A 20,189-nucleotide genomic window follows, 5' to 3' on the forward strand; every position below is an offset into this window, starting at 1 on the left:
AACTATTCAATTGTGAAATGTTAAGGATATCCGCATTTAGATTGGATATCCTTAACAGATGGTATCAGATCTTAAACCGAAGTACAGTAAATGAGTAAGCTGGTAGTTGTAACAGATCATTGCCTTGAAGATTGATCTGGCTCGTTATTGGTCGCACGATACGCTCAGAAGGTTGACCAGACAGCTCGGTTTTTATGGTGGTACCAATCGGTTTGATTGGCCCGAAATCAAGCATCGTATTGACCGGAACAGGTAATAAATTAATCAGTTTAACAATCAATTCATTGCTTTTGCTGTCTTTTACAATAGAATAGGCGATTCTTTTGCCTACATTTTCCTGGTCGTTGGATAGGGACAGTTGGGCGGGGATATACTGATCGCCAGAATTACTGCCATACAGTTGTTGCACATAATAGCCTGTAGTGGGTTTTACGTCGGTATTGTTGAAATAGATCAGGTCTGGATTCCACTGGGTGTGGCCTTCTTTGGCGATGAGCGGGGCATAGGAACTCATGCTTACCACATCGCCATTGCGCTCTAGCGAGGTTAGGTATAAGGCTTCTGCCAATGCGGTTTCCAGATTGGTTTTGTTTCCACCAGGTAGACTTGCTGCGTATTCGCCCAGGTAGACTTTTGATTTGGTACGGTCGTATTTGTCATAGAAATCCTGGTTGTTGATGAACCAGCCCGGAGATTGGTAATAATGTTCATCAATCACGGGTATGCTCAGTTCGGAAGCAATGTTCCAGCCTTCAACATAATCTGTGCCTTCAAAAAATGGTCCGGCGGTCCCGATTATGGTAATCTCCGGATGTGCCTTCCGCAGTGCTTTGTAAATCATGACAAAACGTTCGCGGAATACTTCAGTAATCTGGTCTTCGTTGCCAATCCCGATATATTTTAAATTGAAGGGTTGTGGATGACCCGCTGCTGCGCGTTTTTTGCCCCAGGTGGTATGAACATCGCCATTGGCATATTCAACCAGGTCAATGATGTCCTGAATGTACTGATTCATTTCTTCCATCGGGATGCCACCTTGTTGTCCTCCTCCACCGGTGCCGGAATTTTGGCAGGGTACGCCGGCAGCAATTACAGGTACAGGGGCTGCACCGATATCTTCGCAAAATTGGAAGTACTCAAAATAACCTAAGCCCATGGTTTGGTGGTAGCCCCAAAGGTTGCGGTCAGGTTTTCGACTTTCGAGCGGACCTATCGAGTTTTTCCATTTGTAAATGTTGTCGATGCCATCGCCATGTGCCAGACAACCTCCTGGAAAACGTACAAAACGGGGGTGGATATCGGCGATGGTTTGTGCCAGGTCGGCCCTTAAGCCATTGTTTCGGCTTTTGAATGTTTTTTGAGGGAAGAGTGATACCATATCCATGGCGTATTTCCCTGCGGCTAAAGGTCTGATTTCTAGCCTGGCATCTGTAGCGTCTGCCGAGGGCTTGAGACTTCCCTTAACTTGTTTCCAATCTTTGCTATTTTTTACCTTTAGCTTGGCAAGGATACCTAGTTTATCATTCACCAGTCTAATCTCTACCTCAGCTGTCGGGCCAGCCAACTGTTTGATGAAAGCAGAGAAGTTGTAGGTTTCGCCTTTTTTAAGCGCGATCCCGTCAAATCCGGTATTGCTTAGCGCGGCGCCTGGTTTTTGCACATCGATGACCGCATAATGTAGATTGTTTGGATGTAAGGCAGCGACAGAATCAATGGTAAATGTAGCTTGTTCGCCTTGTAATGACCAGCCAAAGCTGTTGTTCCAGTTTTTATCGCGGTACTGGCGGTCGCTTAAACGGTATTCAAAACCCCGGTTCTGAACCAGTTCGGCATAGAGTCCGCCATCGGCTGCATAATTGATGTCTTCAAAGAATATGCCCATCAGCATATTGCTGATCGGTTTGGCACCTGCGGGTTGGAGGGTAATTTTAGCATCTACCGGTTTCAATCCGGCAAAGCGTTGTGCATCATCTTTGGTGCTTTCGCTGTTTTGTTTGTTGTGATATTGAACCTGGTCATAGGCTTTTTGCAAGTTTGCAATGACCGACCAGGCTACGCGATGGTATTGTCCTGGTGTGGGCTTTCCTAGATTTATGCTGCTGGTTGAATTCTGGGCGGCAGCGGAGCTGGTTACGGCTTTGCTGAATTGCTTGAAATCTTTGGTTTTTGTTTGAAAATATTTGCCATCGGCATCGGTATAAGTGATGACGTAATGGTCACTGGCCTGATCATATTGCACCACGGGTTTAAGCACATTTTTGCCGAGCGTTACATAGGGATAAAATTGTGGTCCCCAATTGAGCAGATCCGCCGAGCGGGTGATGGCAAATTGCGGAGTTTCATCGTTTAAATTCCAGGTACATACCCATTCTCCATTTCTACCCTGAATGAGGTAGGGGCTATTCATTTTCTTTTGGGATCCCCATCGGCCATAATCACTTTTCAGGAAAATATGTCCTTTACCTATGGGCGTCCAGTTTTGTTTATCGAGACTCCAGGCATAAGTTAAGCCATTGGTATTATAAGAAAAAAGATAGGCTGAATCGGGCTCATTGGTGATCTGATCTGCATGTGCATTTCCAGCAAATAACAGGAAGGCTAATGTAATTAATTTCGCAGGTTTAAAAAACATGGTATAATCTGGTTATCATCTGAGTGTTCCAAATTAAATAATAAATGTTAAAATAACGATTGTTTTAGGTGGATTATTTTTTGCGCTTTAATAGCTGATGGCGCTATATATTGGAAATTACTTTAGCCAGTATGGCTACAGATTGTTCCATTTCTTCGATGGTTTGATTGCCAAAGCCCAGTCGCATAGCGGTTAGTTTTTCCGTTTGGTAAAGTAGGGTTTGCGGAAGATGGAGATTTTCAAGGGCGCAATCTTTACTAATCCGCATGAGGTTTAAAGAAGGATCCCATGTGGTCCAGATGGCCAGGCCCCCAGGAGCTGCAGCAAAAGTGATCTGATCTTTAAATGTTGCTTTTAAAAGTGTGCAAAAAGCGTCTCTTCTCTCATGATATACTTTCAGGGCTTTTTTTAGGTGCCTTTGTATTTCACCTTCTTCGAGCAGTTCGGCCAGTGCCTGTTCCATCAATACATCGCCCTGCCGGTCAACGATACCGCGGAGTTTACTCAGTTCGGCAATCAGGTTTTCCGGACCAACCAGGTATCCGGACCTGAAGCCCGGAGCCAGCGATTTGCAAAAAGAGCCAATGTAAACCACCATTCCTTTACCATCTGCACTGGCTAAGGGGAGCACCGGACTACTGTTATAATGGAAATCATAATCGTAATCATCTTCCAGAATGATGAAGCCATGTTTTGACGATAGCTCCAGCAATTCGATCCTTCTTTTGGCGCTCAAGGTAACGGTAGTAGGGTAGTGGTGGTGCGGGGTAATATACAGCATCCTGATTTTTTGCTTGCTGCACAGTTTTTTTACGGCGTCCACAGAGATGCCTTCGGCATCAACAGGAACGGAAATGATGCGCGCCCCTGCTTTTTGAAAAATCATATTTACCACATAATAACTAAGGTCGCCAACCACCACCACATCGTCCTGTCCAAGCAATAAATCTGAGGCGAGATATACGCCCATATCTACACCACGCGTGGTCATGACATTGTTTTTGGAAATGTGCAGGCCCCGGGTATTATTTAAGTAATCAGCCAGCATTTCTTTAAAATACTCGCTGCCATCCGAAGAGGTATAGCCCAGGTAACGGCGGTTACTTCTTCGTTTAAGGTTGGTGCTGTATACCCTGGACAGCTGATCAAGCGGGGCTAACCTCACATCCGGAAGTCCATCAGTAAATTCAAATTTGCTGGTATTGCTCACCAGTGGCGGATCCAACAACATGCTCTTTTTAAACAGATAACCAGTTGTTGCCGGATAGCTGGCCAGAAATTCCTTATTGTATTTTAAAGGATCTGCTTCTTTAACGATGGATTTAGCTGCAATAAAGGTTCCTTTATTCGCCCTGATCTCTGTCCAGCCCTGGGCATCCAGTTCTTCATAGGCTGCAATCACTGTTTTACGGTGTACCTCTAACAATGCTGAAAGCATTCTGGAACCTGGCAATTGAATTCCTGGAACAATCACACCGCGTTGTATGGCATTGATCAACTGATATGCGATCTGTAAATATACTGCGGTATCCGCTGTGCGGTCTATTTGGATGAGGCTTTTAAATGGAATTTTAACCGGACTACTCATAAAATAAAAACTGGATCAGTTTGATGGTCCGGCAAGGTAGTAATTTTGGACAAAAAATTGAATATGCCACTTGAACAGTTATTCTTATCGATTATAAAAAATGATGTCCAGCATGCCCGGTTTTTAAATACACTCTCCTTTATGGAAAATGCCGGTGCCCGTAAGATTTCGGCTAGCGAGCATCCGGAAACAGTAACCACCATGATTTTGAAACATGCTGCTGAAGAACATCGTCATGCCTATTATTTAAAAAAGCAGTTGGAAAAAATTCAGGCAGGAATTTGTCCTACTTATGCCCTGTCTGAATTAATGGCTCCCCAGGAAAGTCGTTTTTTTCTGCACAAACTGGATGTATATACCAGCAGGTATTTGAAAAATAAATTGGGTCTGTCTGGTACTGAGCTGCGCTATGCGGCCTATTTATTTGTGACCTATGCAATTGAACTGCGGGCCGATGAATTGTATCCGGTGTATCAGCAGGCATTAACTGAAAGCAACCATAAAGTAACAGTTAAATCGATTATTTTGGAAGAAGCAGGGCATTTGGAAGAGATGATTGCCCAGTTGAAGCATTTCTCAGCCGACTGGGAGTTACATGCCGCCGTGATTTTGGACATAGAAAACAGCTTGTTTAATGCCTGGATTGAAGCCCTGGCATTAGCGGTTAAGGAAGTTGAGGTTTATGCGTAGACCTTTATTTGTGACCGGCATAGGTACCGGTGTTGGCAAAACTGTTGTTGCGGCTGTACTTACAGAACAACTGGAGGCAGATTACTGGAAACCGGTACAAGCGGGAGATCTGGAGCAAAGCGATAGCATTTCAGTGGCTGGACTGATCTCAAATTCAAAGACAGTCATTTATCCGGAGTGTCACCGTTTTGATTTGGCGGCTTCACCGCATAAGGCGGCGGCCTTTGAGGGCGTCTCAATCAGCAGGCGGGATTTCGTATTGCCTGAAACGGATAACCTGTTGGTGATTGAGGGGGCAGGCGGACTGATGGTACCTTTGTCTGACTCCTTATTGATGATCGATCTGATTACACAGTTTGAAGCTGAAGCTGTATTGGTAGTGCGTAATTACCTGGGCTGTATTAACCATACGCTCTTATCTATGCATTTGCTTTGGAGCCGGAATATCCCAATTCATGCTGTTGTTTTTAATGGGGATATGGATCCGGATACTGACAGCATTTTGCTCAATTATTTTTCTGCGGGTACACCCATTATCCGGATCCCGGAATTTGCTAAGCTTGACCGGGGGGCATTATTACAGTGCCCGACATTATTTAGTTCCTGATTATTCAAAAAAATATAAACCAAATGAGTATAGAAAAAGCTGTCCGAAACGATTGGACTTTAGATGAAATTAATGAAATATACCACCAGCCATTGTTGGATCTGGTTTACCAGGCGGCTACGGTCCATCGCAACTGGCACCCCGCATCGGAGGTACAGGTCTGCACCCTGCTTTCTGTAAAAACAGGTGGATGTCCTGAAGATTGCTCCTATTGCGGGCAGGCGGCGCGTTACCATACCGACATTAAGGTGAAAGCATTGATGTCTAAAGAGGAGGTGGTTTCGATTGCTCAGCGAGCTAAAGATGCCGGGTCATCCCGTTTTTGTATGGCCGCGGCCTGGCGTGAAGTACGTGATAACCGTGACTTTGACAGGATCCTGGAAATGGTAGCAGGCGTAAATGATCTGGGGCTGGAAGTATGCTGCACATTGGGTATGCTGACAGAAGATCAGGCGCGGCGTTTGCAGGAGGCAGGTCTCGACGCTTATAACCATAACCTGGATTCCTCTGAAAATTATTACGAAGAAATCATCAGTACCCGTACTTTCAGTGATCGTTTAAATACAATTGGAAACGTGCGCAAAGCGGGGATTACTGTTTGTTCCGGTGGGATCATTGGCTTAGGTGAAACGCATGCAGACCGGATCGGGATGTTACGTACCTTGGCTACCATGCCTAAACATCCTGAATCGGTGCCGGTAAATGCGCTCGCCAGGGTAAAAGGAACACCTTTGGCGGATCTTCCGAAAATTGATACCTGGGAAATGGTTAGGATGATTGCTACAGCCCGGATTTTGATGCCAGCATCCGTGGTTCGTTTAAGTGCGGGTAGGGCAGAAATGAATGAAGAGGAGCAGGCCTGGTGCTTTATGGCTGGTGCAAACTCCATTTTTACCAGTGAAAGTGAAACCTTGCTGGTTACGCCTAACCCGGGATTAAAACAAGATAAAAAAATGTTCGATAATCTGGGTTTGAAACCTATGTTAAGCGCAAAACAAAAAGCCGTTTCTTAGAAACGGCTTTTTGCTAATCCATGGCGGGTATACCCATTTGTACCCATTCCTCTTTAGAAGGGCCGTATAATCCGGGAACCGGGAGACCAAGCATACGCATGATTACAGTCATTTGACCGCGGTGGTGACTTTGATGTGAAATCAGAATTCTTAGAACTTGTCCTTTTTCCCATTCATCTCCATACATTGGTACTTTTTCATTTAATGAAGAGTTTGTCCATTTTTTAACCACAGCCTGTCCAAGTGCTGTACTTTTACGGGCATAAATTGCGGCCAGCTCATCTAGGGTAACCGGGATAGACTGATGCTCTAAGTCATCCTGCTCAAATAAACCGGCTTTTTGTCCCATTTCAGAAATGGTCTGTGTAAGGTGCCAGGCCAGTCGCTCCAGGGAACGCACATTTTCATTGATTTTCTCTGAACGCGTTTCTTCGGTAATTAAAGCATAAATCTTTAAGGTCGACTCTGTTTCGTACTTCCAATCTTTAATAAAATCATCAATCTCTCTATACATGGCTAGGTTGTTTTGCTAAAACTAAGGTAGTAAATGAAGTTCTCATTTTGACGTTATTGATGCGAATTAACTCAAGTTTGATGAAGAATTTTCGATTCAATATAGCTATTGATCTCTGTAGCATTGGCATAGACCATGAAGTGTCCCGCACCTTTAATCGTAAAATCAGGCCTGGTATATTTAGCTGGAAGAATATAGTCGCCAGTTCCACTAATCAAATATACCCGGCGTTTCATTCCTCATCACGTTCTCTAATGATGCAATAATAGATTACGTAGATCCAGCCAAATACGCCAGCAAGTGCAGTAGTAAGGACTGAATGTGTTCTGGACCAACATATGGCTATCGCTAATGCACTGCCAATCCCAATTCCATTTCCGACTATGGTGGTATTGACCTGCGGATTTGAACTGGCAAAAACTGAGGAAGTCAGTATGGTGATGAATACGATGATAAAAGCGAGCGTTTTTTTCATGAATACCTTATGGTGGTGTATAAACAAAAATAGTTTTTATCTTTGTCCAATCAAACAAAATATTCTGCAAATGTGAGCATCTGAGTTATCCTGCAATTATTGCCAATAATACCAAGTCATTGGCTTGATTAACTTAGAATTCACGGATCTATAGCACATCAGCTGTACCTTCCTTATCGATTACTTTTTTATCAATAGTACTTTATGAGTATTGTAGTTAAACAACTTGCTTATATACACCCAAACCGGGAGTATTTATTTCAGGACTTAGATTTTTCTGTGGCCAAAGGCCAGAAATTGAGTTTGATTGGGCCCAATGGTGCCGGAAAATCAACTTTATTACAACTTATTGCCGGACAAATGAACCTGGCGGGTGGAGAAATTACAACCACCGCAGCGCCTTATTATGTCCCCCAGCATTTTGGGCAATATGACGATTTTACTGTAGCCAAAGCACTGGGCATTGAAGCTAAACTTTTGGCACTGGAAGCCATCACCAATGGTGATGCCTCTGCAATCCATTTTTCTGTATTGGACGATGACTGGACTATTGAAGAAAAAGCCCGCGCAGTACTGGAAACCTGGCATATCGGACATCTCCATTTGACTCAGCAAATGAGTACCCTGAGTGGCGGCGAAAAAACAAAGGTATTCTTAGCAGGAATCGAGATTCATCAGTCTGAAATTGTCCTTTTGGACGAACCTTCCAACCATTTGGATGCCGACGGCCGTTTACAACTTTATGAATGGATACAATCTGCAAAAATGACCCTGTTAGTGGTTAGCCATGACCGTACCTTATTGAATTTGCTGAATTTAACTTATGAGTTGAACCGTAACGGAATGGTCATTTACGGGGGCAACTACGACTTTTATCAGGAGCAGAAATGCGAAAAGGTGAATGCACTGATGGCACAAGCTGCACACCAGCAGAAAGACCTACGTCAGGCTAAACAGCTGGCCCAGGAGGCTGCGGAAAGGAAACAAAAGGAAAACGCCCGCGGACAAAAAAAACAGGCAAAAAAAGGAATGCCCAGAATTATGATGGGATTAATGAAAAACGGGGCGGAACAAAGCAGTTCAAAATTACAGGACGTACATGCTGAAAAGATTAAATGCATTGCTGGTCAGTTGACGGAAATCAGACAGCAACTTTCCGGACAAAGCATATTGAGGATGACTTTTGATCCAGGAAATTTGCACCCAGGAAAAGTACTCGTTACAGCAGTGCAGCTGAACTTTAAATATCAGCAAACCAATTTATGGAAAGAAGCTTTGAATTTCCAGATCAGAAGTGGAGAAAGAATTGCATTAACAGGTAGCAATGGTACCGGTAAAACGACTTTACTGAAAATAATCCTGGGTAAAATTAAACCAACAGAAGGACAGCTTTCCGCTGCCGGTTTTGAGCATTTGTACATAGATCAGGAGTACGAAATGCTAAACAACAATTTGACAGTATTTGAGCAGACTGTTGAGTTTAATAAGCAACATTTACCTGAATATAGACTCAAAACCTTATTACATCAGTTTTTATTTGATGCCGAAATGTGGAATAAAAAATGCGGACAGTTGAGTGGGGGAGAGAAAATGAAATTGATATTTTGTTCTCTGATGATCAGCAATCAGGCACCGGATCTGATCATTCTGGACGAGCCAACAAATAATCTGGATATCCAAAGCCTGGAAATGATGAGGGATGCCATTAGAGATTTTACCGGAACTTTAATTGTGATTACACACGATGCTCGTTTTATTGATGAAATAGGCGTGGAAAGACTAATTAAATTATAATATGCTGATATTAGCATCCATATAATAGAATTTAATTCCCATTTTTGCGTCGAATCAACAGCAAATCAGGTGGAACAAATCAACGATAAAACCGAAGACCAAAAACTCAAAAGAGGCTTACAGAATAGACATATACAACTGATTGCCCTTGGCGGTGCCATAGGAACAGGACTATTTTTAGGAATAGGGCCGGCCGCAGTATTGGCTGGTCCATCGGTCATTCTGGGCTATGCACTGGCAGGTATTATCGCCTTCTTTATCATGCGCCAGTTGGGCGAAATGGTGGTGCAGGAACCTGTCTCAGGTAGTTTTAGTCATTTTGCTTATAAATATTGGGGTGGCTTTGCGGGTTTCGCTTCGGGCTGGAATTACTGGGTACTTTATATTCTGGTCAGTATGTCTGAGCTGACAGCCATTGGAATGTACATCCACTTCTGGTGGCCTGAAATTCCCTTGTGGTCTTCCAGTCTTTTCTTTTTCCTGGCCATTAACGCTTTGAATTTAACTTCTGTTAAAGTGTATGGAGAGGTGGAGTTCTGGTTTTCTATTGTCAAGGTTGTGGCCATCATTGCTATGATTGTTTTTGGTGTTTATTTGTTGATCAGTGGCTCGGCAGGCGAGCAGGCCAGTGTGCAGAACCTGTGGAATGATGGAGGCTTCTTTCCAAAAGGATTACTTACAGTAGACGCACAGGGAAGTTACCAGGGACTGTTCGCAGCGATTGCAATGATCATGTTCTCGTTTGGTGGCTTGGAATTGATCGGCATTACTGCTGCTGAAGCCGAAAATCCAGAGAAAACCATTCCAAAAGCAACCAATCAGGTAATTTACAGGATCCTTATTTTTTATGTCGGTGCGCTGGTTATTCTTTTCGCTTTGTCGCCATGGAAAAACATCACCACCGAAAGTAGCCCCTTTGTAATGGTTTTTGAAAGTTTAAAGGGATTTCAATTTGTATTGATGGGGAAGACCATTTATTTTACCAGCATTATTGCCAATGTGCTTAACATCATTGTATTGACAGCGGCGCTGTCTGTTTACAATAGCTGTGTGTATAGCAATAGCCGGATGCTGTTTGGTCTAGCTGAACAAGGAAATGCCCCCGCTTTTTTGTCTAAGCTCAATAAAAACCATGTGCCGGTAACAGCAATTCTGGTTTCTGGTATTTTTGCGGCAATCTGTATCGTTGTGAATAAGTTGATTCCGGATGAAGCATTGAAAATACTGATGTCACTCGTCGTGTCTTCCTTAATCATCAACTGGTTAATGATCAGCATTACCCATTTAAAATTCAGACGATCCAAGCAAATCGAACAAATTAAAACAAAATTTCCATCCTTCTTATATCCTGTTTCAAACTACATCTGTCTGGTTTTTCTCATCGGCATTTTGGTGATGATGTGGATAACTGGCTTAAAGATGCCTGTTGAACTTATTCCCGGATGGATCTTATTGCTGTACATCTGTTACCTGATCGTGAAGAAAAGAAAAAACAGATAAGCGTTACACCCTGGTTTTATTGCCTTTTAACCCATGCCAGAAAAACCTGGATGCAGCTTTACGCTGGGCGGAATAAATGCCTGAACTGCCACTGAACAAATACGCAATGAAACAGGCAATGGCAAATAAAAGCAGGTACTGGCTACCAAAAAGCTCGGCACCCATTATTGTGCAGGCCAGGGGCGTATTGGTCGCACCTGCAAATACAGCAATAAAACCAAGCGCTGCAAATAGACTTACCGGTGCATTTAAAAGTACAGATAGGCTGTTACCTAAAGTTGCGCCAATGTAAAAGAGCGGAGTTACTTCTCCACCTTTAAAACCTGTGCCTAAAGTTATTGCCGTATAAATGGTTTTCCAGAACCAACTCCAGGTATCCGAACCAGCAGGTTCAAATGCGGATGGAATGGTTACCATATCCGGATGTGGTGCATCTACACCCAAACCCAGATAATCAATTTTTCCAAGCGCATAAGTTAGTGCGATAATGAGCAATCCACCAAGAACAGGGATCAACCATTGTATTTTTACCATTTTTAAGAAAAAGCTCTTAACGGCGTTTACCGCCATTGTAAATGAAAAGCTGGCCAGGCCGAAAATAGCCGCGGCTACGGTGACCTTGCCCAGTAACAATAGGGCAATTGGATCGCTGCTGTGAATGTGATAAGCGGTGTGGTGGATCCCCCAGGCAGAAACGGTAAAGTCGCCAACTACGCTGGCAAGTATTGCTGGAAAAAAAGCGTCGTACCTGATTTTCCCTACGGTCAATACCTCTATAGCAAAGACAGCTCCGGTTAAGGGTGTGCCAAATACGGCCCCAAATCCTGCAGCAACGCCGGCGATCAGTATCATTTTGGTTTCCTGCTCATTCAGTTTAAACCACTTCCCAAACAGACCAGCTATACTGCCTCCAATTTGTACAGCGGTTCCCTCGCGGCCGGCAGAGCCACCAAAAAGATGGGTAATCAATGTCGTCAACAGGATGACCGGAGCCATCCGGGCAGGTACACCAGCACCGGGCTCGTGGATTTCTGCGATAATCAGGTTGTTCCCTTTTTCAGAGGATTTGCCAACGGAGCGGTAAATGAAATGAATCAAAACACCTGCTAGCGGAAGTAAGTAGAGCAACCAGGGATGGTGAAAACGGAACTGAGTGGTGTAATGCAATAAACCTAAAAAAAGGGCGACCATACATCCGATAGCCAGGGAGACTGGCAGGATCAGCATCGTCCAGCGCAAAGCATATTTGAAAACGGCTTGAAGTTCAAAAGGAAATTTAATATTTTTCATCGTACCTACAATTGTGCATAGCCCCAGACTTCATTGTCTGTCGACTTGATATTGTAGGCGCCATCAGCCTCTGTAAGGCGGTTTAGTCGGAAGGACACCATTTCCGTAGTACTAATGTAGATGATAAAATTCAAAAGCACAAATTTTTACAAGAATAGAAAAATTTAATTACATTGTTTATCATCAGTCAATCTATCGTTATGCATGTTGTTCCCAAACCCAAAACCCTGTCTATTACATTGGTCTATTTTATCATTGGCTTGGTCTGGTTACTCTTGGGAACTGTACTGATCGGCATATTAGATCGCAATACGCCGAATACAGACCTCCGCTTTCTTTACTTTTATAAAAACGGCATATTTCTTTTCATCACCGGGGCCGCCTTGTTCTTTCTGTTGAAGGCACATAGCCGGCATATCCTCAAAGCCGAAAGTAATTACCTTAAACTCTTTGAGGGTTCGCCGGGGGCGATTTATGTGATGGATAAAATCAGTTTTCAATTCCTTACTGTAAATGATGTAATGGTCAGGAAATATGGCTATACCAAAGATGAACTGTTGGGAATGACGGCACTGGACATCAGACCGGAAAAAGAAAGGGAGCGTTTAAAAAGCTATCTACGGTCTGAACATGATGAGGGGCATGAAACCGGGATCTGGTTACATCAAAAGAAAAATGGAACATGTTTTTATACTTTAATCTCTCACCATTCTATCCAATTCAAAAATCGTGACGCCTATATGGTGATTGCAATAGATGTTGACCGGGGTGTTAGAAATGAGCAGGAACTGGAAAAAATCAGGTGGCAAAATTCACATGAGCTTCGCAAGCCTGTGAGTAACTTAAAAGGATTGATTGGGCTAATTGACGCCAATGAACAAATAGATGTGGATATGATTCAGCTGTTGCATACCTCAGTTGAAGAGCTGGACGAGGTACTTCAAAAGATCAACTCCCAGGAAACAAAAGATAAACCAATTGCAGACTTCTGATTATGGAAATGACATTGGGACATCTGTTAATCAAAATAATTATTTACTATTGTCTACTAACAATTGGTCATGACGTATAAACAAATTTCGGATGCAGCGCTCAGCAACCTGGTAAAGGGTGGTGATTACATGGCATTTACTGAAATTTACAATAGAAACTGGCTGGGCTTATTGCAGTATGTTTCCAAAATAGTAACCGATTTATCGGATGCCGAAGACATTGTTCAGGAAGTTTTTATCTCATTTTGGAAAAGACACAAGGAGATTGAGCTGCGGAATTTTTCTTCCTGGTTATATGCTGCTGCGCGCAAGCAAGCCTTATTTTACTTAAGAACCAGTAATACGCGCGAGAAATACCTCAAATCACTGGCCGCATTCTTAACCGAAGTTTCAGACTCACTGAATGAGGAGTTGGATGCTAAGGAATTGCAGGTTTTTATAGATCGGGAAATTGAAAAGCTTCCCCTAAAAATGCGTGAAGTATTTATTTTAAGTCGTAAAGAGCATCTTTCTCATAAAGAAATTGCTGAACGACTCGAAATTTCTGATAAAACAGTGAAAAAACAAATCGGCAATGTGCTGAAACATTTCCGGGGTAAAATGGACGACGAATCCATAGGCATCATTGCCGTGTTGACCATTGCCCTGTTCCGAAAATAATTTTTTTATTTTTATCTACTACCAACAGGCCCGGGCTGCAACTTGTAGATATAAAGGTTAAGTATGAAGCTGAATGTAGCAGAACGGTTATTGGAAAAATACGCAGAAGGAAACTGCAGGCCAGATGAAGCCATGCTGGTGGAGCTGTGGTTTGAATCTTTGGAACCAAACCTGGTTGCAGCCGATGCTTTGGAAAGAAAACGCATTTCGGCTAAAATGAAGTTACATATCGATCGTGCTGCAGGCCGGCGATTTGGTAATTATAAACTATTCCGGTCTCTCGCTGTAGCGGCCTCAATCGCCGTGTTAATCGGCCTTGCCTTTTATCTCTTAAAGCCGGTGCCACAAATGTCAGCTAAGCTGATTGCTTTTGCCAAGCAGGTTAAACCTGGTCGGCAGCAGGCCTATCTGACACTGGCGAATGGAAAACGTATGGTTTTAAATGACCGGGGTACAGGACTGGTAGCAGCGGAAAATGGTATTCAAATTCGCAAAACTGCTGCCGGAGAACTGATCTACAAAATATGTAAAGCTTGCCAGCCCCAGGAAAATAGCCCGGCAAAAGGTTTCAATACGATAGAAACACCCAGAGGAGGGAAATATCAGCTCCGCTTACCAGACGGTACAATGGTTTGGTTAAATGCCGGCTCCACATTTAAATACCCGCTTAATTTTGAAGGAAATAAAAGAAGTGTGGAGCTTAGTGGCGAAGCTTATTTTGAGGTGGCCAAAGATTCCCGGCATCCATTTGTGGTGCAAAGCAAGCTGCAGGAAGTTGAAGTACTTGGTACGCATTTTAATATCAGCAGCTACTACAATGAATCAAGTGTGAAAACAACTTTGCTCGAAGGCGCGGTGAAAGTACGGAGCCTTCCGGCTCTAAACGAAACTGCCGGCAAGTCTGTAACCCTAAAACCGGGACAGCAATCCGTATTAATCAAGGATCAACTGAAAGTCGGACAGATTGATATTGAAGATGCCATTGGATGGAAACAAGGACTATTTATTTTTGATGAAGATCCGCTGGTTGAAGTGATGCACAAAATATCGCGTTGGTATGATGTAGACATCACATTTGCTGATCCATCGTTAAAAAATACACGTTTTAGTGGCAGTATATCCAGAAACCTTAGTCTGCTGAAGGTTTTGGAGAAACTTAGCGTAACCGGAGGAATCAGGTTTTCACTGGAGCAGCGCAGCATTATCATTCGTGAAAAATAAAAATCAATTAAACCTAAATCAATCATGAAACCAATTAGAAAACCCGCTTCTTAAGCAAAAATCGAGATCTGGAAAAGAGAACCGGGAAAGCTGCAAACAATCCCGGCAATGTTGTCCAGGTACGTTATTAACTGTGCAAACAAATTAATTACCGATTTCACCTAAACAAATCAAATGTATAAAATTTCTACAAATTTTAAATGCAGGGGTATGTCCTGCCTTAAGAAAACGCTGATAATAATGAAGTTAACCACACTGGTGCTGATCACGACCATGCTTCATGTTAGTGCTGCATCTTTAGCCCAAAGACTGACACTTAAAAAGAACAACACATCTTTAAAGGAAGTTTTTAAGGAAATCCGTAAACAAACGGGTTACAATGTGTTGTGGCGTACAGATATGCTCAATACCGCTACAAAAATCAATGTGGATTTTAACCATGCCGAACTACGCGATGTATTGAATCAATGCTTGCCTGGCAATGCCTTTGAATTTATCATTAAAGATCAAACCATCGCTATTGTGGTCAAAGCAGATCAGACGATGTTTGACCGGCTGACCAATTACCTCAATGCGATAGACATCCGCGGTAAAATCACAGATAAAGAAGGTAACGTGCTCCCGGGTGCTTCAATTCGTTTAAAAAACGGCAATAAGGTTAGCAATACCGATTCAAATGGTATGTTCACCTTAAATCAGGTGGATCCTGATGCCATAGTGATCATCTCTTACGTTGGCTACAACACGCGGGAACTGAGTATTAAACTGATCCAGCAAATGGGAACCATTGTGCTTCAGGAAAACGCAACCAGTCTGGGCGAAGTTGCCGTGATTTCCACAGGTTATCAAACGTTAAAAAAATCGCAGCTCACAGGTGCTTATAGTTCTGTAAACAGAGAAACATATCAGCAAAGTGTTCCCGCCAGTGGAAATATTGTAGATAACCTGGAGGGTAGGTTATCAGGTTTGATGCTGAACATCAACCAGTCCCGGAACTCATGGGCAGATCCAGCCAATACCAGTCCTTTTGTCATCAGAGGTGTTTCTACTTTTCAGGCCATTAAAAAACCACTGATTGTTTTAAATGGCTATCCAACGGAGGTTGACATCGAGTCGATCAATCCTTATGATATCACTTCTGTAACCATTTTGAAAGATGCAGCCTCTGCTGCAATTTATGGCGTGCGGGCATCAAATGGAGTAGTGGTCATCAATACCCGAAAAGGCACAAATGGTAAACCTAAAATTCAATTTACAACGGCTTTAACCTTCCGGCCAAAACCTGACTACAGTAAATTAAACCTAGCCAAAGGCCGCAATTATGTCGACTTTGAAGCTGCACAAAGCTTGAACGATATCGAAAATAATTTCTATTCCAAAGACTATATCGATCAGGTAAATGGGACGTATACCCCTGTTTTCAGCATTACAGATGATTTATACAATGGGAAAATTACGCAAGCGCAGGCGGATCAAATGTACAACGACATTGCAGCTTATGACAATACAGACGATTATAAACGTCTGTTTTTGCAAAACCAGTTGTATCAAACTTATGATTTGAACGTCAACGGTGGTGGACCAAATTCGACTTATTTATTTGGTGTAAATCACCAGGACAATCGGGGCTCCGCTAAATTTTCGGGTTATAATAAAACGAATGTCAATTACAGGGGCACTTTCGACTTCTCTAAAACCATTGGTTTAGATCTGCAAACAACGTATTCGAATAGCAACAGCAAAAGCGTTCCCGTACCTGATTATACCTCATTTAAGCCTTATCAACACTTTCTTGATCCCGCTGGAAATGTGCTGTCAAGTTATTTTGCACCCTATAATGAAAATTATTTTGGCTTAGGCGATAAAGATGGCACAATTGGCGCACAGAGAAATGAAGAAAACATGGCCATGGGTTTATACGACCTCATGTATTATCCATATCAGGAATTATTTGAGTCGGGTACCAAAACCAATAGCAATCTTTATCGCGCACAGGCCAATTTAAAAGTTAACCTGCTTAGCGGGCTAAACCTGGAAATGGGTGGAGTGTTTGAAAAACAATTGATGAAGCTGACAAATTTTGCTTCTGAAAATGCTTATGAAACCCGCGTCATGCTGAACTACTTTGCCAGGCCCGATCCTTCAACCGGCAACCCGATTTTTGGAATCCCTCAGGGCGGTGTGAATAAAACGACTGAGAGCGACATCACTGCTTATACCTTAAGGGCGCAGTTAACTTATCATAAATTACTTTCAGGAAAGCATGATTTGTCATTTCTTGGTGGTGTTGAGCAGCGTAGAAATATCAGTTCTAGTCGGTTAAATACTGTTTTCGGTTACAATGGAAATACCCTGACCATTAAACCAACTGACTTAACCTTATTGGGCAATTACAATTATTACCCGGAATATACCGATTTACTGGTTTCAGGACTTTCGGGTTTTGTATTCGATCAAACGCAGTACAATCAGTTTTTTAATGAGATTTATACCGATGACAGATTTTTGTCCTACTATGCAAATGGGGCTTACACCTATAACGACAGGTATACCGTTACGGGTAGTTTGAGAATAGACCAGTCCAATCTTTTTGGTACGGATGAGAAGTTTCGCTATACGCCATTATGGTCTGCCGGTTTTGCCTGGAACCTGCGCAATGAAAACTTCATGAAAAACCTGAGCTGGGTTGACGAGCTGAAATTGCGTGTTGCCGCCGGATACAATGGAAATATCAAAAAAGGCAGCGGACCATTTAACCTGTTGCATAGCTCAATTAATAGTTATGTACCGAATCCTGTTGTTGGATATACGATTTTAGCACCACGTAACAATCAATTGCGTTGGGAAAAAACGTTCAACTTCAATGCTGGAATAGATGTCGGCTTGCTGCAGAACAGGTTAAGTGCTTCCGCAGATTTTTACATCAAACGGGGATCTGATATTTTTTCAGCAATCGAATCCGACCCAACCTTGGGGGTAAGCAATCTACTCACCAATAATGCATCTATTGAAAACCGGGGTATAGATTTGAGCCTGTCTTCGCTAAACCTCAAATCCGGAAACTTTTCATGGCGGAGCCAGCTCACGGGGGCTTTCAATTCCAGTAAAGTACTGCAGGTTAAGAATACCTACAGAGGCTTTTACAATTTCACCAGAGCCGGAGGTGCAGAAAATATAGCAGGTCATCCCATGAATTCGGTGCTTACACTGGATTATGCTGGCCTCAACGAACTCGGACAACCCCTGGTTAGAGATGAGCAGGGTAACCTGGTTGTGCTGAGCTTTTCACCACAGGTTGACGTTCCGCTAAGTGCGATGAAATTTGCGGGTGTAAATGATCCTAAATATGTGTTGGGGTTCAACAACCAGTTTAGTCTGGGAAGTTTCAGCTTATCAGCATTACTGATGTATTACGGCGGACATGTTGCACTGCTTCAGCCTCCTTCCATCTTTGATCCGCGTCCTGAAAATGGAATTCAAAACATCTGGAAACAGGCTGGCGATGAAAAAACAACAAACATACCAGGTTTTGGTGGATCTTATGGTACACCAGAATACATCAACACCCGGGCAGGTTATCAATATGCGCAGCAATTTGTTCGTAAAATGGATTACATCGCATTGAGAAATGTGACGCTGACCTATAATCTGAATAATCAATTTGCTCAAAAGCTGGGTTTAAGCCAAACAAAACTGATCTTCCAGGTTCAGAACCCGGCTAAATATGTGTTTAGTGGCAATGATGTAGATCCCGAAACCCTGAATTATATTTCTGGTAAAAGAGGCTTACCCGTAGTGCCATCCTATACTTTCTCCCTTTCCACAAATTTCTAGTACCGAGTCAAAAACCGAAAGCAATGAAAATAACCAAATTAATATATACCCTGGCCATTCCGGCCATATTAACTGTGTCCTGCAAAAAGTTTTTAGATGTAAAGCCTAAAGGTGTCATCATTGCAGAAACCATTCAAGATTATCAGGCGGTTTTAAATTCAGAAACCGTACTCAATCCTTTTGGATTAAATACCCCAATTGTATTTCCCACAGATGACATCAATGATGCTACTTTCAGTTTGCAAAGCCAGACTTCGCCTAAAGGAAATATCTATTTCTGGACAGCGTACATCAATAACAGCAGCATCAGACCTGATCTCTGGGCTGATCTGTATAGCCAGATTGCAAACCTGAACGTTGTTACTGAAGGTGTATTGTCAGCAACGGATGGCACTGAAAAGCAAAAAAAGCAATTGTATGCTGAAGCTATGGTTGCCAAAACATTTAATTACCTCCATCTATTGTCGTTTTTCGCACCTGCTTATAACCCGGCTAATGCGAATGTAGATTACGGTGTGCCCTATATCACCAGTACCGATGTGAGCAACTCGGTACCTGCAAGGGGATCTTTAAAGTCTTGTTATGATCAGCTCATTCAGGATTTGGTTGGTGCGGTACAGGATTTACCGGAAAACAACATCAACAATACCCGCGTTACAAAAAATGCGGCTTATGGGATGCTGGCGCGAATTTACATGTGCATGGGCGATTACAACAATGCGGATAAATATACAGACCTGGTTTTAAATTCCGGTAAGGCCCTAATAATCGACTACAATGATTATTCAGGGGCACAATTGCCAGCTACAAACAGCAGTCCCGAAGAACTGTGGGTTAGGTATGCCAACAACTCATCTTTTAGATATGCCGATGAACTCTTAGCGAAATATGACCTCAATACCGATTTGCGGATTAAGTTCTTATCGATAAAAAAAGCAGATGGCACTTATAACTATGGTTTGCAGTCATACAACCCCAACCGTGGCATTACCTATGCAGAAATTTATCTCAACAAGGCCGAGTGTCTGGCGCGCGCTGGTAAAATAGGCGAGGCATTGGATATTGTAAACAACACGATACGTAAAAACAGAATTGAAAGCACAGCTTATACTGCATTGACGGCCACAAATACAGAATCGACTATTCAATTGGTGTTGGCAGAAAGAAGGCGTGAGCTTGCTTTTAAAGGCCTACGCTGGATTGATATGAAACGTTTAGATCAGGAGGGCAGAATGCCCGCTGTAAAGCGTATAGCGAAGGATGGAATTACCGTATTGACCACACTTGAACCGAAAAGTAAAGCTTACACTTTCCAGATCCCATTGATGGTTCAAAGCTTTAATCCAAATATGCCTTTAAACCAAAGATAAGATCAATTA

16 protein-coding genes and 1 riboswitch are annotated in these 20,189 nt (G+C 42.8%); of the genes, 10 read left to right on the forward strand and 6 right to left on the reverse strand.

The features are described from left to right. Positions 1–64 precede the first annotated feature (64 nt). Entirely contained in the window at positions 65–2,632 is a 2,568-nt protein-coding gene (locus IM797_RS11940; RefSeq protein WP_194127361.1) for an alpha-L-arabinofuranosidase C-terminal domain-containing protein, read from the reverse strand. 103 nt (positions 2,633–2,735) lie between these two features. Next, positions 2,736–4,220 (reverse strand): PLP-dependent aminotransferase family protein, encoded by a 1,485-nt coding sequence (locus IM797_RS11945; protein WP_194127362.1) that lies wholly within the window; start codon positions 4,218–4,220, stop codon positions 2,736–2,738. A gap of 63 nt (positions 4,221–4,283) precedes the next feature. Here IM797_RS11945 and IM797_RS11950 point away from each other — a divergent pair, with 63 nt between their 5' ends. Genes IM797_RS11950 through bioB form a run of 3 tightly spaced genes read left to right on the forward strand, consistent with a single transcriptional unit; the run spans position 4,284 to position 6,530 of the window. After that, complete coding sequence (locus IM797_RS11950) at positions 4,284–4,910, forward strand: hypothetical protein (protein ID WP_194127363.1); 627 nt, start codon at positions 4,284–4,286, stop codon at positions 4,908–4,910. Continuing rightward, on the forward strand, positions 4,903–5,517 hold the full coding sequence (gene bioD / locus IM797_RS11955; RefSeq protein WP_194127364.1) for a dethiobiotin synthase: 615 nt from the start codon (positions 4,903–4,905) through the stop codon (positions 5,515–5,517). The genes IM797_RS11950 and bioD overlap by 8 nt, the downstream gene beginning before the upstream one ends. A gap of 23 nt (positions 5,518–5,540) precedes the next feature. Next, positions 5,541–6,530, forward strand: a complete 990-nt coding sequence (bioB, locus tag IM797_RS11960; protein ID WP_194127365.1) for a biotin synthase BioB — start codon at positions 5,541–5,543, stop codon at positions 6,528–6,530. A 13-nt stretch (positions 6,531–6,543) separates the two neighbouring features. Here bioB and IM797_RS11965 read toward each other — a convergent pair whose 3' ends face one another. The 3 genes from IM797_RS11965 to IM797_RS11975 form a co-directional block, all read right to left on the reverse strand. Further along, positions 6,544–7,044: a DinB family protein gene (locus IM797_RS11965; RefSeq protein WP_194127366.1), complete on the reverse strand. Its 501-nt coding sequence runs from the start codon at positions 7,042–7,044 to the stop codon at positions 6,544–6,546. Positions 7,045–7,115: 71 nt separating this feature from the next. Further along, complete coding sequence (locus IM797_RS11970) at positions 7,116–7,280, reverse strand: hypothetical protein (protein ID WP_194127367.1); 165 nt, start codon at positions 7,278–7,280, stop codon at positions 7,116–7,118. Beyond that, a complete protein-coding gene (locus tag IM797_RS11975) occupies positions 7,277–7,519 on the reverse strand; it encodes a hypothetical protein (protein ID WP_228098823.1) in 243 nt (80 codons plus the stop codon). Before IM797_RS11975 ends, IM797_RS11970 begins: the two co-directional genes overlap by 4 nt. Before the next feature lie 204 nt (positions 7,520–7,723). On the opposite strand from IM797_RS11975, the gene IM797_RS11980 reads away from it, so the two are divergent. Then, positions 7,724–9,313, forward strand: coding sequence for an ABC-F family ATP-binding cassette domain-containing protein (locus IM797_RS11980; protein WP_194127368.1), 1,590 nt, complete (start codon positions 7,724–7,726; stop codon positions 9,311–9,313). Positions 9,314–9,382: 69 nt separating this feature from the next. Then, complete coding sequence (locus tag IM797_RS11985) at positions 9,383–10,813, forward strand: amino acid permease (RefSeq protein ID WP_194127369.1); 1,431 nt, start codon at positions 9,383–9,385, stop codon at positions 10,811–10,813. Between the two features lie 3 nt (positions 10,814–10,816). On the opposite strand, the gene IM797_RS11990 is transcribed toward IM797_RS11985, so the two are convergent. Next, positions 10,817–12,103 carry a voltage-gated chloride channel family protein gene (locus tag IM797_RS11990; RefSeq protein ID WP_194127370.1) on the reverse strand — a complete coding sequence of 429 codons (1,287 nt, stop codon included), beginning with the start codon at positions 12,101–12,103 and terminating at the stop codon, positions 10,817–10,819. A gap of 47 nt (positions 12,104–12,150) precedes the next feature. Then, positions 12,151–12,217: riboswitch (Fluoride riboswitch) on the reverse strand. Between the two features lie 86 nt (positions 12,218–12,303). Between IM797_RS11990 and IM797_RS11995 the strand changes: the two genes are divergently transcribed. From IM797_RS11995 to IM797_RS12015, 5 genes are all read left to right on the forward strand, one after another. Continuing rightward, the gene (locus IM797_RS11995) at positions 12,304–13,095 is read left to right on the forward strand and encodes a PAS domain S-box protein (protein WP_194127371.1); all 792 of its coding nucleotides are present in this window, start codon (positions 12,304–12,306) and stop codon (positions 13,093–13,095) included. Positions 13,096–13,164: 69 nt separating this feature from the next. Then, a complete protein-coding gene (locus tag IM797_RS12000) occupies positions 13,165–13,755 on the forward strand; it encodes an RNA polymerase sigma factor (RefSeq protein WP_194127372.1) in 591 nt (196 codons plus the stop codon). A gap of 63 nt (positions 13,756–13,818) precedes the next feature. Continuing rightward, the gene (locus IM797_RS12005) at positions 13,819–14,976 is read left to right on the forward strand and encodes a FecR family protein (protein WP_194127373.1); all 1,158 of its coding nucleotides are present in this window, start codon (positions 13,819–13,821) and stop codon (positions 14,974–14,976) included. A 240-nt stretch (positions 14,977–15,216) separates the two neighbouring features. Next, positions 15,217–18,810 carry a SusC/RagA family TonB-linked outer membrane protein gene (locus IM797_RS12010; RefSeq protein ID WP_194127374.1) on the forward strand — a complete coding sequence of 1,198 codons (3,594 nt, stop codon included), beginning with the start codon at positions 15,217–15,219 and terminating at the stop codon, positions 18,808–18,810. 23 nt (positions 18,811–18,833) lie between these two features. After that, complete coding sequence (locus IM797_RS12015; protein WP_194127375.1) at positions 18,834–20,180, forward strand: RagB/SusD family nutrient uptake outer membrane protein; 1,347 nt, start codon at positions 18,834–18,836, stop codon at positions 20,178–20,180. The last annotated feature ends 9 nt before the right edge of the window (positions 20,181–20,189 follow it).

Source organism: Pedobacter sp. MC2016-24, assembly GCF_015223055.1.
In the GTDB taxonomy this organism is placed as follows: Bacteria; Bacteroidota; Bacteroidia; order Sphingobacteriales; family Sphingobacteriaceae; genus Pedobacter.